The sequence below is a fragment of the Ensifer sp. Root31 genome, assembly GCF_001424825.1.
Classification (GTDB): Bacteria; Pseudomonadota; Alphaproteobacteria; order Rhizobiales; family Rhizobiaceae; genus Ensifer; species Ensifer canadensis.
Window position 1 is genome coordinate 1 of record NZ_LMCO01000031.1, and the last position, 14577, is coordinate 14577.

Here is a 14577-nt window from a genome sequence, read left to right on the forward strand (position 1 = left end):
AACCGACGAATGGAACGACTTCCTCGACAGCTTTGTCGACGACGAGGAGCTGATCGCCCGCCTCAAAGCGAAATCTCCGCGGTAACAATCGGTCGGTTACTGAGCGGTTTTCGGGTAGTTGATGGCACTGCATATGGTGTTGAATGGAGATTGCTTCGAATCTATACCCCCGGAATAGGATTGAAGTGCCACTCCACGTGCAACGCTGCATATTTTTTCGACAAGCAACGAACCGGCGCAACGCTGCGCCTTGTTCAACCGCATTTCACTGAACTGGACGTTCTACCTGCGAGCCCGGTCGTACGGCCTGTCTAGAAGCGAACCTAACGGTAGAACTTGGTCAAGACGCGAAGAACAATGGTGACCTCACGGCGGCTTTCAAATTTCCCGCCAAACTGCGCTCTAAAGAACCTGTCGATCTGGACGCGGCGCTGGGACAGATAAACCGGATTCGACAAATCTTTTCTCTGCGGAATCAACGAAGTCCACCTTCGGCAAATGAGGACGGCAGTCCCCACAACGCTCGACTGGACGCTTCGTTTCACGTCAACTGTGCTTTGCACCCAAGAAGTTGTTGACGGCGACGCAGCACCCCTGTTTTCCGTCCCGATGGTGGCAGCGCGCTCAATGTGCTCAGCGCCTTGTTCTTCGCCGGCCGAAGTAGCGCGCTGCCAGGGAGCACTAAGTCAGGTGCCCGACTTTGCCAACGCAGCATAAACACCATTCAGCCTTGTTAGCTCGTCATGCGTTCCCTTTTCGACAATGCGACCGCGCTGCAGAACGATGATTTGATCTGCACGACGGATGGTGGATAGGCGATGGGCGATCGTGATTGTGGTTCGGTTTTTTGACAAGGCAGCGAGAGCAAGCGCCATAGCTCGTTCAGTTCGCGTATCCAACGCACTGGTCGCCTCGTCAAGAAGAAGGACCGGAGGGTTGCGCAAAATCGTGCGCGCCAGAGCAAGGCGCTGCTTTTCTCCGCCCGAAAACCTGTATCCCCGATCTCCGACCAGAGTGTTGTAACCTTCAGGCAAGGCCGACAAACTGTCGTGGATCTGCGCAATCTTGGCCACCGCGATCAATTCTTCGTTGCTCGCGTCTGGTTTCGCAAAGCGCAGGTTCTCGGCGACTGACGAGTAGAGAAGATAGGGTTCCTGCGTCACCACACCCAGCATGTCCGTAAGCGATTCGAAACTGAGATCACGAATATCCACGTTATCGTAGCTAATTTCACCGCTATCGACATCGTAAAGACGAGCCAGAAGATAGCCTAGTGTCGTCTTGCCCGATCCCGTTGCCCCTACGATGGCGACACTGGAGCCAGCGGGAATATCGAGCGAGACGTTCGCCAGTGTTGGTTCCTGGTTGCCCGGATATGTAAATCCAACGTTCTCCAGTCGTACAGCACCTTTCTTTTGGGACGGGTGCAGAGTGACGGCATTCGGCTTTTCGATGACCTCAACCGGCTTATCAAGATACTCAAAGACCCGCGTGAACAAAGCTCGGGTGGCGCGCAGCTCACGCCCGATCTCCAACAACGCTTCGAGCGGCCACAGCAACTGTTCTTGTAGGGCGATCATCGCGACCAGCGTTCCGATTGTGGCGGGAACGCCGGCATCCACAAATAGCCCGCCTAGCAGCAGCGTTAGTGCGGGCAGCATCGACAACATTAGGGTTATTAGCTGCCACTGCCATTCACCCGTGGTATGCGAGCGGACCTCTAACTTGGCGACATCCTTGGAGGTATGCGCGAACCGTTTAGTCAGATGCTCACCGCGTCCCATGGTGCGGGCCAAGATGATACCAGAAATCGACAGGGATTCCTGAACTGCTGCGGACATGTCCCCGAGGCGCACTTGTTGTTCATGCGTGATGGTTTCACGCAACCTCCCCACGCGATCACTCAGGATGATGGAGAACGGTACTGCCACCATTGAAAACAGGGCTAGACGCCAATCGAGCAGGAACATGGCGATAGCTGTCATCAGCACGATACTGGCGTTGCGCGCGAGCTCGTTGGCAGTATTGGTGACGAGTGTTTGCAGGCCGCCGATATCGCTGGCGATGCGTGACTGGATTTCGCCGGAGCGCGTTTCTGCAAAGAAAGAAAGGGAGAGTGATTGGAGGTGAGAATACAGCCTCACGCGCAGATCATGCATGATCGACTGGCCAATCTTGGTGGACTTCACGATCTGCAGTGTGTTTAGCACCGCTGAGAGGGCAGCAATGGCAATAAGTCCCCCCGCCAGATAGGCCAGTAGGGTGATATCTGCCTGGGGCAATGCCTCGTCAATGATTGCCCGCAGCAGAAAGGGCGAAATCATCCCGATCACAGAGCTGATCAAAAGGAGGCCGACAACATGGGCAATGCGCCGCTTGTATGGAGTGAATAGCGCGATGATCCGTTTTGCCGAGACATGAGTGGCCGCTAGTTCTCGATATGCGTCGTTTAGAAGAGTATCAGGATCGCTCATTATTTGTTCCTGGATGGTACAGACCCTGCCAATTCTACCGCCGTTGGTCAGTTAAGAACGAACCAACGGCGGTGCGATTGCGCAAGGCTTCGATACTTGGGGGCGAAGGAAATCGGTGCGGCTAATCGGTGGTAGTCGAGGCGGCTATTGTGGTCTCCGCATTGAGGGGAAGTGATAGATCGACTACCGTTCCACCGTCCTTATGGCCCCGAATGGTCGCTTCACCGCCATGGCTCTCTGCAATCGCTCTGACGACTGACAACCCGAGACCCGACCCCCCACGGGCGCGTGTCCGTGATGTATCTGCACGCCAGAAGCGTTCAAAAGCACGGGTGTATCCGTCCGTCGGAAGACCTGGCCCGGTGTCTGCGACGCGCAGAACCGCGCAATTGGCAACAATCTCGGTCTCGACCAGAACCGAGGAGCCGTGAGCGTAGCGGCGAACATTCTCGAGCAGAGCGAGCAGCGCCTGGCGAATGCGTGCGGCATCGGCGTAGATGTAGATAGAGCGTAGATTGCTTTCGACACGGATGCTGGCGGCGGTCAAATCAGGTCTGACAGATTGGAGCACGGCATCTGCCTCGCTACCAAGATCGACGAGTTTCATAGCCAGTTCCAGCTTGTTGGCGGAAAATAACCCAAGTGTACGAAGATCTTCGACCAGCAGAGCGAGGCCATCCACGTGCGCCAGTAAGGAATCGAAAAGCTGCTGGCTCGGCACATACACACCATCATTCAGTCCCTGCAGGCGACCACGGAGGACGGTAAGTGGCGTTCGTAACTCATGTGCTATGGCAGTGTTGGAGTAACGTAATTCCGCTTCGGCTGCCTCCAGTCGCGCAGCCATCGTGTTGAAGTCGGCCAGCAGCCGTTCCGCCTCTCCAAAAACTCTTTTGGTCATAGTTGCGCGGGTGCTGAAGGTACCTTGAGCGATCGAACGGGCAGCTTCGCTGAGGACGGCGAGAGGCGCTGCGATTTTTTCTGCCAACCGCCAGCCGACTAGAGCAGCTGTCAATTGTCCCACCAACACGATCACGCCAAGCACGCCGAAATCGAAGGCTGTCCATTCATCCGTGTACGGTGCCCTCGGGAAAAGCCAATCGTAGATGGTGTAGAAAATAACCCAGCCAAAAAACATCGCAGCGAGCGCGACAATGTTGACCACCGTCATCGCAAAGACCACCTGCCACGTGAGGCCGTTCCTATTCATCCCCGTCGACCAGGCTATATCCAACACCGCGCACACCAGACAGCTGACGCTCGACGCCCGCCTCGGCAAGCTTGCGCCGCAATTTGCTGATGTGGCTGTCCACGGTCCTATCGACAGCATCACCCTCAGGCAGGCAAGCATCAACGAGCTCACCGCGTTCGAATACACGATTGGGTGATTGCGCCATATGAACGAGCAACCGGAACTCAGTGCGCGTTAAGCTAAGTTTGTTTCTTGCCGTGCCGGTCTCAACCACGACCGTATGAGCATCAGGATCAATGGTGAGCGCCCCCAGTCGTATGACGCGCGTTCGGCCGTTCCGGGCGCGGCGCAGTACCGCCTTTGCGCGTGCGACCACCTCCAGCGGATTGAAGGGTTTCACCACATAATCATCCGCACCAATACGCAAAGCCTGCAGCTTGTCGAGATCGTCTGCGAGGGCGGTGACCATGATCACTGGGGTGTTGCCGCGCTGACGGATGTTTGCCAGAATTTCATAACCATCCAAGTCCGGAAGTTTTACATCGAGGACGATCAGATCCGGCTTGAGCCGCATGTGGTGGGAGAGCCCCGTGTCCCCGTCGCTGGCGCTGACCGTGCGAAATTCCTCGCGCTCGAAATAGCGCCTAAGGATATCGACGATATCGGGTTCGTCTTCGATGATAAGTACAAGTGCGTTGTTCATTTCCGATGGATCACCTTCATACGGTCATACGTTCAGGCACGTCGTGCGTCCCGTCAATGCGCCCCAAACGAACTGCACGAGACCTACACAAATCCTGCACGCATCGTGCACCGCCAACATATCCCTTTGAACTTTGCGGGCGGCGCGCAGCCAACCGGAGCGTGTTCACGTCATTTGCATCTTGCTGCAGGGGTAATCCATGCCTAACAGAGTTGTAAGCGTCATCCAACTGGCGGTCTTGTGTACCGCGCTCTCAACTGGCGTTGCGAAGGCTGATCATATGCCGCCGCAAGAGGCGCTTTTGGAAGCAGCAGAGGCGATCAAGCATGCACTGCGAACATCGTCGGTACCCGGGATGGTGATCGGCGTGTCTGATCACAAGCAGTTGCGCAGCGTCATCGTGCATGGCTATGCGGACCTGAAAACGAAAACTCCCGTTTCCCAAGACACAACGTTTGCAATCGGTTCCATCGGCAAATCGATGACCTCTATCGCGTTGCTTCAGTTGATGGAACAAGGCCGTTATGATCCCAGCCTACCCGTGTCGAAATATTTGCCCTGGTTTAGCGTGAAATCTTCGTTTGGGCCAATCACCGGGCATCATCTTTTGACGCATACCGCTGGTCTGCCAGATGACAATCTTTACAGCGACAGCCCAGCCGGTCCATTCTTATTGCGCGATTATGAATTGCCATACGCGCCTGGTTCACATCACTCGTACTCTAATGTTGGCTATCAGACCCTTGGCTTTACGCTTGAGGCAATTGAAAGTGCTCCATACTACTCCATATTGGCGAAGCACGTTTTTGGTCCTCTCGGTATGACATCCTCTCATGGCCGGATTGACGACACGCAAAGAGGAATAATCGCTCAAAGCTACAAACAGTCTCCTGTTGACGATGGACTTGTCGAGGCCGGATGGTTTGAATATTCGGCCGGAGATGGAGGTGTGGTTTCGACGGTAGACGACCTCAGCACGTATGCGCGTTTTATTCTCAATCGCGGGGAGACCCCCGGCGGACGACTGCTGGAGGAGAAGACATTTTCCCTCTTCACGACACCTGCCTTGGATGGATATGCTTACGGGATAGAGGTCAGAAAGTCCGGAAACCAAGTCATATATGAGCACACTGGCTCTATATCCGGCTATCGAGCGAACCTCGAGGCCCATATGGACGAAGGGTATGCGGTGGTGACCCTGCGCAATGGTCCAATTGAAGCAGAACTGAACCAATGGATCCTCGATACGATACAAGCAGCGTTCCATGGTGAAGCGCCGAAGGCACCCCCGGTTACCGACGCGAGAAAGTCAATTTCTAGGTATGCCGGTGCCTATCGCAACGCCTCAGGACGCGTCCTGAGATTTGTTATGGTTGGCGACAAGTTAGCTTTGATGCAGGGCGACGAAAAGATAGTTATGAAAAGGTTTGCTCCGGGCATGTTCACCGGACAAATAGGGCAGGACGTAAACACACCGTTCGTCTTTGGGCTTGCCTCCGATTATGCGAACTCCGAAGTTACAGATGTAGCGTACGGGTCCGAGTGGTATGTTAAAGAGGACAGAGGCAGATTAGCTGTCGAGACGCCGGTGGAATTTAAACCCTTCATTGGCCGCTACGATGCACTGCGTTCCGATAGTGCGCCGATACGCATTTACGCGCGGAACGGTAACCTCGTCGCCAATGTGGACGACGAAGTCATTCTCCTTTTGCCGCATGGCGACGGGGCTTTTCAACCGGCTGAACCGGCTTTCAACCCGGAGCGATATAAGTTCGACAAGATCGTCAACGGCCGCGCCTTGGAACTAAACATTTCAGGACTGCCAACCTATCGTATCGAAACTCCCTAGGGTAAAGCGAAGCCCGCAGCTCGACGGAGCCAAGCTTAAAACGGGTTGCTGCTCCCATGATTTTCTTTCTGAAAACGACCGGGGAACGAGCGACCCGGGGACATTTCCGCGGGTGAGCTTCGCAACACAACGCTTGCGAAGCATGAGGTACTACATTGTTTTCCCAATCCATACTTGATTTTTGGCGCGACACCTATTCAGAAGGAGACCTACTTTTCGCCGACGATGCCTTCTCGGTAATGGTTAACCCTGACCTCGATGGCGATGAAGGCGGAACGATACTGGAAACGCTTGACGGAAAGGTTAGGGCTACAATTCGGCCGGAGTTGGCAGAGAAGCTCAACTTCGACCCAAAGCAGGGATGGTCCGCCGGAGCGTTTCGCGATCAAGTGACTGAAGCTGGTGCAAGCTTTCACGGTGCAGATTTGCTATTCTATTTCTCAACCGACGAACTGATGGAACTTTCACATCAGACAGTTTCCAGCAACCTGCGTCGGCTCACACGCGATGATGGTCCGCTTTTTGCCAGGTTCTGTTCAGGCGCCTCTGAGGAAGACTTAGATGCGGCCTATGTCGAACTCGATCATTGGGTCGTTTTTGGTGCGTTCGAGAAAGGCGAACTCGTCTGTGCAGCTAGCATGTATCCCTGGATGGATTCGAAAATAGCGGATCTCGGTGTGCTTACGCTGGTGCCCTTCAGGGGAAGGGGACATGGGCGCGCCACCGTGCGCGCAATATGCAAGTTCGCCGTTGCTGAGGGCTATCTGCCGCAATACCGATGCCAGTTAGACAACCAGGCGTCAGTCGCCGCGGCACGAGCGGTTGGTTTGAATTTGTTTGGCCAATGGGATGTGATTTTGTCAGAAGCCAAAACGTAAGTCTTTTGGTAAACGCGCGCCTACCGCGACACAGTTGCTTCGGCGGCTTTTGCCGATTTTGTTCGATTATTTGGTTGTAGTCTAATGCTCGCCTCGCTTCCCGCGGATTGCTTTCGGCAGACGCGGGCCTTACGAAGCTCTTGGTCGGCCTTGCTTCTAAGTGACTTGCTAGAAGTGCAGGAGATGGCCGCCTAGGGTGCAAGCTGACAAGTTGCTGTCAAGCGATAAATCCCGCCGGCAGCCGAAGCCAACTACTATGCAGATCAAGCCGTCATGCTATAGCGGCGTGACCTAAAAGACCATCCGAAAAAGGGGTGGTTCACGGCTTGCGGTCTAAACAACCGTGACAATTCCTAGGGGTTGGCACTGGAACATATGATCTGTTCGATCAATGCAACCAGTTGACCTCTATGCTCCCGGTTCGTCGTGAATCCTGCGACTGACAGCTTTGAAGCGGGGCAATAATAAGCGGCTGAGCCCCAGAAGCCCAAGTGGAAGTAGACGTCGAATGACGACACAGATCGGTGCATCAGTCCGAGACGATAGTTTTCTGCGTTCAAATGTGAGCCAGTCGACATCATTACGCGCAGCGTACTGGGGTCTTTGTACACTCGGCCTTCAAAAAGATGAGCTGTCCAATTGGACAGGTCTCGGGCGGACATAATGAGCCCGCCCCCGCCAAAGCTATCCATCGACGGATGGAAATCGGAGGCGTCGATAGGGCCGAGATACTGACGCGCACGGGGCAGCGCCCCATCCGGCTGGTGTTCGGCATTTTCCCACCACGTTGACGAAGCCCCAAGTGCATCGAAACCGAGGAGTTGGCGCGCAGCCTGTGCAAGACTTTTCCCAGTCACGTTCTCTATGATTTCTCCAAGAAGTATGTATCCCGTGTCTGAGTAGGCGAAGCCATCTCCTACAGCACGGACGGGTCGTGCGGATGAAACCGCCCTTCTGATTTGCTCTTGTCGTGTCCAGATCCGTTGAGGCTGACTTATGACCTCCTGAATGAAGGCATCATCGGCATGATCGTAAAGACCGCTACTGTGGCCAAGTAGATTTCTGACTGTTATGCGGTCAGCGGCATAGCCGGCATCCTGCAAAATCGAAGAATGATCCGAAGAGATGTACGAATTGATCGGTCTGTCGAGTTCGAGCAGATCCTCTTCCCAGAGGCACAAGATTGCCGCGGCGACAAATGTTTTTGTGTTGCTTGCAATTCGAAACGGCGTGTCGACTGTAAGCGGGCGATCTGTGCCCGCATCGGCCATCCCCATCGCTATACCCCATGGTTCAGCAAGGGCGCCTCCTGCTACGAAAACAGCCATAGGAACGGCCGCTTCTTCGGCCAATTGCATCGCGATATCAAATTTCATGTTGAACCCTTGGAGGCGTGCTGGGTGTTGTGGTTGAGCGCTCGCAACGCGAATGCGTCATCGCCCCGCCATGACGAGACGCATGCGCCGCGGGCCATCGGTGCCAATCTTCTGTTTCAAGTAGCGTGATAGCAACACTTAGCGCGGTGAAATGGACCTCCATTAGGGCACGCGAACTCTTCGGGGGCCAAAATGCTACGACTGAGCATCCGTTTCGTAAACTGGGCGCTGCGCTGTCCCTAGCCGCAGGAAAGCAGAAACTGAGCAGGTGGTCGAAGCTTATGCTTGTCTCGGTAACGGCGGTGACGCGCCCTGGGCGCTCTGTCACTAGACACAGGTTAGTTAGTACCACCGCCTGCCGCGCTCGCGGTATTCGCAGGCGCGGCAGGCGGTGAGGTCCCAACCAAAGGCCTCTTAGAACTCTTGCCAGTCGCTCTTGGCGGCCTGGGCCGCGTTGCCACTGAATGAGGACGCGACCTTGCGGTTGAGCGAGCGGGCAGGGGAGGCAACGGCGGCATCAGCGCTGCGGGCAGCGCGCGGTGAGCCGGGATGCGCTGCGGTCATGCCTTCGAGCCTGAACTGGCTGACCAGTTCCCGCAGCCTGACGGCTTCCGAGGCAAGTGTGTTTGACGCCGCATTCGATTGTTCCACCATTGCTGCATTCTGCTGCGTCGTCTGGTCCATCGAATTGACAGCCGTGTTGACCTCGGCAAGCCCTACTGACTGTTCTTTCGCGGATGTGGCGATCGATTCCATATGCGCGTTGATCTCGACGATGAAGCCGCTGATGGTTTTCAATGCCGAACCGGCATCGCGAACGAGCTTCACCCCGTTTCCGACTTCTGTAGACGAGTTATGGATAAGCCCCTTGATTTCCTTGGCCGCTTGGGCGGACCGTTGGGCGAGCTCCCGCACTTCCTGGGCTACGACGGCAAAACCCTTGCCCGCGTCGCCCGCCCGCGCGGCCTCCACCCCAGCGTTCAGCGCCAGGAGGTTGGTCTGGAAAGCAATCTCGTCAATGACGCCGATGATGTTGGAAATCTGTTGTGAGCTTTCCTCGATTTTGCGCATGGCTTCCTCCGCATGTGCGACGACCTGTGCGGATTCGGCAGCCGAATGATTGGCGCGGCTTGCGACATTCTTGGCTTCTTCGGTGCGCTTGCTGGAATTGGCGACGTTGACGGTGATCTCGTCGAGGGCCGCGGCTGTCTCCTCGAGCGAGGCCGCTTGCTGCTCGGTGCGCTTTGATAGATCGTCGGTGCCATCCGCGATCTCTCGGGTGCCGGTATCGAGTGCAGAGATCGAGTTCGATATTTCGGTCATCGTCGTCCCCAGTTGAGAGACGGACTGGTTGAAATCGCGGCGCAGCGCTTCAAAATCTTGCGCGAAGGCTTCGTTGAGCTCGAAAGCCAGGTCACCTGCGGCCAGGCGCTTCAGGCCGGCGGCGAGTCCAGCGGTCGCTACGCGAAGTCGTTCGGCGGCATCGGCCTCTGCCTTTTCCTGCATCGCGATCCGCTCGGCCTCGGCACGCTTGCGGTTTTCTTCCGCTTCTTTCTCCAGCCGCCTGTTGGCGATCGCGCCCTCGCGAAACACTTCGAGCGCCTTGCCCATGTCACCAATTTCGTCGTCATTCTCGGCAAGATCGATGCGCGCCTCCAATTGGCCATCAGCAACCAAGCCCATTGAGGAAGCGAGTTTATACATACCGCCGATGATCTGCTTGAAGGTCACGAGACCGACAATGGCAAGCATCAAAACGAGAGCGGACATGGCAGCGATCGTCAGGCTCCAGTAGAAGGAGGCACGCGCGTTCGCCTTTGACGAAGAAGGTATCGACCGGCTTCATGATCTCGGCCTTATAGCGATGGTAGTCAGGCGAATTGAGCATTTGCGTCGCCTTCCGCTGTGCGGTTAGCCCGAGCGTGGCAACATGGTCCACGAGATCCATCGCCTCTGTTTCCAGCTTGATCAGGGCGTCGGAGCGCTTTGCCGCCTCGTCCAGAAGAGCGAATTCCTCGTCTGTGAAGCCCGCCTGTTTCATCAGGTCGTTCAGGGAAATGGCGACACCGTCGGGACGGGGCTTGGTCTCTCCGCTGGCGACGAAGTCCCAGTAGATCCGGTGATAATCTTCCGGCCGCGGCCGGGTACCGTTTCTGATCTCGACGACGGCGTTGTACTGATTCTTGAAAGACGCGTCTCCCGTCTCGGCGTACGTTCTTACGAGACGGGTCAGGTCATCAGATGACTGGCGCAAGCCATCGGCGAGCAGATAGGAGCGGTACTTCTGGTCGTAGGCTTTCGTGACGTCTTTGGCCGCGCCGTCGTATTCCCACAGGCTACCGACCAAGCCTGCAATAACCACCCCAGTGGCGGATGCGAGGACGATGAACTGGTTCTTGATTCTCATGATGGACATTTCCTGAAGTGGACATGTCTCTTCTGCCGGTCGAACTCATTTCTGACGTCATGAAGTCATGTCGCACATGTAGTGCAATGCCAGACATCATCGTCGGGCGGCAGAGGGAAAGTGCTGCAGAATGGTTATCAAATTGAGAATATTTGCCTTTTTCAGATGAAATTCCAGTATTCTCATCAAATACAGGTTGAGGTTGCGCATAGAGGTATTTACGTTATGCTCTTGTGCCGGAGACCGTTATTTCCATCGTGGGCGCAATACATCGTTGTAAAATGAAAATCTGATAAACGTTAAGTAGGCAATAAATATTCGGTCAGAGTATTAACCGCCTTAGCGCGCTGGACCAAAAATGCCACCGATGTTCCAGGCAGCGCTATATCGTCGCGACCAGCGCCACGCTCCGGCCGTCATTGCAACTCCGGATATAGAAGTGCACTGTCAAGAAAACTTCGGGAGGGGTATATGGGTAGCGCTACGTGGGAGAAATTGTCCGCCTTCTGTGCTGCCATTTATGGCTTGGCGACTTCAACAGCACCAACGCCGCTCATCCTACTCCAGGGGTTTTCGACAGCACTTTCAGTGCCAGCGCTTGTCAGTTCACTCCGTGGCGAGGGCGGGCAGACTGCGCTGCTATTGCGGGATCTTAAACGTGAAATAAGTCGTAACTGGAGAACATGGCTGGGTCCGACCGCAGGTGTGCGGGCGGAAACGCTTCAGTTGGCGATAGAGGCAGCAGACCGAGTCGTTGACCTGATTGAATTCCGCGGCGACGAGCTTTTTCGCGTTGAGCGCAATCATCAGAGGCTCGCAGATCTGGTCGTCGATGCAGCTAGACGACGTTGCCCTGATGACTACTGCGGATTTGCGGCACCTCTCGAAGCGACTTATGATCGTGAGCAAGGGGAACTCAATCGCTTGTTCTTGCGGACCATTGTCATTGGAGCACTGAACGTACTTCAGGGAACACCTCAAGCGGAGGCTAAACTTCAGCCGTGGTTTCAACGAGCCGTCCTTTCCAAGCTGGGCGCGATTTTATCGGTAGCAGAGGAAACTCAAGCACGTGTGATGGAAATCCACGAAACGAATACGATCTTACTGGCGAGAATTAAGACCACGGGAACCGAAAAGCGGGCTACTAACGCCGGGATAACGCAGGCGGCAGTGGAAAAGCTTGCCAATACCGTATCATCCGACGTGCGTAGCACAGGCCAGGCAATTGGAGAGTTGAATCGTGCTGTTGACGAGGCGATCGCTGTCCAAGTGGCTAAAAAGGATCGATCTACGGACGAACCTTCGGATGCTATCTATCTTCGCATTGCGGCACTTTCTGCGTCCGGCGAACACGCCAAGGCTGCTGCCGAAGTCGACGACGCCCTCGCCAAGTGGAAAGCACAAGAGATTGCTCGGCAGATGAAGGCGAGGCAGGCAGCACTCCAACTGCTTGATATGGGTTTTCAACAGGACGCCCTCAGACGCGACGCTGTTTCGGCAGCAAACCGGCTGTTCAGCAAACTCGTGGTCAACAACGTAGCCGACGACGCGCGGTTTGATGCCTTGAGCGATCTCTGCCGAGCCTGGCAAAAGAAGGGGATAGAGAGAGGCGCAAACTTCGACCTTGCCATAACCATCGAACTCGCACGGTTGCGCCTCAGTATCGCGCAGCCGGACAAACAGGCGCAGGCCAAACTTGGATTGGCGAACGCATTGTTTAACTTAGGCAACTGGGAGAGCGGCACGCTGCGCCTGCGAGAAGCAGGACGTGTCTATGTCGACGCCATCGAAGCCTGGAAGCTTTTAGACCGGCCAGAAAAGGTTGCAGCCGCGCAAATGGGGCTTGGGAACTCATTGCGTGCGATCGGTGAAAGGTCAGGAGATTCCGATCTTGTCGTAGAAGCAATCGGTGCATTTTCAGAGGCATTAGGTCGATGGAGCGATCTCGGAGATAGAGAGAAACGAGCTGAAACCAAAGAAGCGCTAGGTGTTGCAAAGGAGCTTTTGGGCTGGCAGCGAAATGACGCGAGCCTAATCGAGGAAGCGGTAGCTTGCTATGTCGACACGCTTGACGTTTACCGGCCTAACGGCCTTGCCATCGAATGGGCGAAGATGCAGGCAAACATTGGAAGGGCGCTTTCGAGCGAGGCCAAGATCACGAAAGATATCTCGGTCTTCGATCGGGCCCGTCGATACTTCAGTGAAGCCCTGAAGGTGATCGATGCTGATAACGACGCAATGACATGGGCCACCACACAAGCAAACTGGGCATCTGCGATCGCGATGCAAGCGGATTTGATCGGAAGTGCGACGCTCATTGACGAGGCAATTGAGAAATATCAGTCGGCCCTGAAGCAGCAGTCGTCGCTAAATGCTCCGTTCTACTTCGCAGATAGCAAGAGTGGGCTTGGCCGTGCGCTCGTTACAAAGTCCCGCCTTCAAAACCAACCGGAACCATTATTAGAAGCTATTCGTCAGTTCGAGGAAGCGCTTACGATTCAGGCGATGGAAGATCTTCCGCTGGATCATGCAGAAACAAGTCGCAGGTTAGAGTCAGCACGGAAACTTTATCAGGAAAGATTTAAGTCGAAGGGTGGCGTCTGCTAGGGTCAGGACTCACTAATCAAAGCCAGAAAATGACGGCCGCTGCGACACAGATGCTTGGGAAGAAGGCATGGGCACAGCTGTCGTATCGCGTGTGAATGCGACGCCAGTCCTTAAGCTTTCCGAACATGTTTTCGATTTTGTGGCGTTGTTTGTACAGAACGGGGTCATGCGGAATCGGGACTTTTCGGTTGGCCCTTGATGGAATGCAGACGATGATCTTGAGTTTGGCGAGGGCGTCTCGAAACCAGTCGGCGTCATACCCCTTGTCCGCAAGCAGTGATTTGGCGTTGGGTAAGGCCTGGAACATGAGAGCGGCGCCCTTGTAGTCGCTCATCTGCCCATCGCTCAACAGTATGATCAAGGGTCGGCCCTGGCCAACGCTTCATCCCATGGTGAAACGGGCATGAACGCGTTCACCAGCGCGTCCACCACAACTCGGATCTTTGGTGAAAGGTCGCGCGACCGCGGCCAGAAAGCGGAGATCGGCATGTCCTCTGCGGGCGCTGAGATTGCGAGGGCTTCAAGCCTTCCGGTTCTTACGTGTTCGGCCGCAAGCCATGTCGAAAGGGAGGCAATGCCCAAGCCATTCAAGGCCGCATCTCTCAGGGCCTCCCCATGGGTGATCGTATGGCGTGGCTGAATGTCCAAGGACGTCGACACGCCATCGCTGGCCTCGATCAACCATGGCAAGGGGCGTCCGTCCTTGGAAAAGGCAAGGCAGTCATGATCGCTCAGGTCTTCAACCGAAGCCGGACGCCCGCGACGATCCATATAGTCCGGAGAGGCACAGATGAGTGAATGTTGCGTGCCGATGCGCCGTCCGACAAGGCTTGCCTGATTGCCAGGATCGCCTAGACGGACAACAAGATCGATGCCTTCTTCCACCAGTTCAACGCGGCGATCCGCAAAGGAAATATCGAGCCGCAGATTTGAGTTCTTGGCCGCCACATCCATCAGCACGGGCATGACACACAGGCGACCGAACGAAATCGGCAGATTGATCCGCAGTAAGCCAGACACGTCGCGCTTTTGGGAGGCGAGCATGGCCTCCGCCGTCGTGAGCTCTTCCAGCACTTTGAGGCAACTTCCGT

10 protein-coding genes and 1 pseudogene are annotated in these 14577 nt (G+C 55.5%); 3 read left to right on the forward strand and 8 right to left on the reverse strand.

Annotated elements, in window-relative coordinates; translation table 11 throughout:
• Window positions 1-686: 686 nt before the first annotated feature.
• The 3 genes from ASD00_RS23965 to ASD00_RS23975 all read right to left on the reverse strand — a co-directional run bounded on the left by ASD00_RS23965 (window position 687) and on the right by ASD00_RS23975 (window position 4369).
• On the reverse strand, window positions 687-2474 hold the full coding sequence (locus ASD00_RS23965; protein ID WP_057209446.1) for an ABC transporter ATP-binding protein: 1788 nt from the start codon (window positions 2472-2474) through the stop codon (window positions 687-689).
• Window positions 2475-2595: 121 nt separating this feature from the next.
• Window positions 2596-3645, reverse strand: coding sequence for an ATP-binding protein (locus tag ASD00_RS23970; protein WP_057209546.1), 1050 nt, complete (start codon window positions 3643-3645; stop codon window positions 2596-2598).
• A 31-nt stretch (window positions 3646-3676) separates the two neighbouring features.
• Complete coding sequence (locus ASD00_RS23975; RefSeq protein ID WP_057209449.1) at window positions 3677-4369, reverse strand: response regulator; 693 nt, start codon at window positions 4367-4369, stop codon at window positions 3677-3679.
• Between the two features lie 199 nt (window positions 4370-4568).
• Between ASD00_RS23975 and ASD00_RS23980 the strand changes: the two genes are divergently transcribed.
• Window positions 4569-6218: a serine hydrolase domain-containing protein gene (locus ASD00_RS23980; RefSeq protein ID WP_082523700.1), complete on the forward strand. Its 1650-nt coding sequence runs from the start codon at window positions 4569-4571 to the stop codon at window positions 6216-6218.
• Window positions 6219-6373: 155 nt separating this feature from the next.
• Window positions 6374-7096, forward strand: coding sequence for a GNAT family N-acetyltransferase (locus ASD00_RS23985; protein WP_057209456.1), 723 nt, complete (start codon window positions 6374-6376; stop codon window positions 7094-7096).
• Window positions 7097-7449: 353 nt separating this feature from the next.
• On the opposite strand, the gene ASD00_RS23990 is transcribed toward ASD00_RS23985, so the two are convergent.
• The 3 genes and pseudogenes from ASD00_RS23990 to ASD00_RS24000 form a co-directional block, all read right to left on the reverse strand.
• A complete protein-coding gene (locus tag ASD00_RS23990; RefSeq protein WP_082523701.1) occupies window positions 7450-8472 on the reverse strand; it encodes a serine hydrolase domain-containing protein in 1023 nt (340 codons plus the stop codon).
• A gap of 414 nt (window positions 8473-8886) precedes the next feature.
• Window positions 8887-10167, reverse strand: a pseudogene (locus ASD00_RS23995) (methyl-accepting chemotaxis protein); the annotation flags it as partial.
• A 1-nt stretch (window position 10168) separates the two neighbouring features.
• Window positions 10169-10879 carry a hypothetical protein gene (locus ASD00_RS24000; RefSeq protein ID WP_057209462.1) on the reverse strand — a complete coding sequence of 237 codons (711 nt, stop codon included), beginning with the start codon at window positions 10877-10879 and terminating at the stop codon, window positions 10169-10171.
• 471 nt (window positions 10880-11350) lie between these two features.
• Here ASD00_RS24000 and ASD00_RS24005 point away from each other — a divergent pair, with 471 nt between their 5' ends.
• Window positions 11351-13486, forward strand: coding sequence for a hypothetical protein (locus ASD00_RS24005; protein ID WP_156585763.1), 2136 nt, complete (start codon window positions 11351-11353; stop codon window positions 13484-13486).
• A gap of 16 nt (window positions 13487-13502) precedes the next feature.
• Here ASD00_RS24005 and ASD00_RS24010 read toward each other — a convergent pair whose 3' ends face one another.
• Window positions 13503-13820, reverse strand: a complete 318-nt coding sequence (locus tag ASD00_RS24010; protein ID WP_156585765.1) for a transposase — start codon at window positions 13818-13820, stop codon at window positions 13503-13505.
• A 23-nt stretch (window positions 13821-13843) separates the two neighbouring features.
• Complete coding sequence (locus ASD00_RS24015) at window positions 13844-14560, reverse strand: LysR substrate-binding domain-containing protein (RefSeq protein ID WP_244496116.1); 717 nt, start codon at window positions 14558-14560, stop codon at window positions 13844-13846.
• Window positions 14561-14577: the final 17 nt, after the last annotated feature.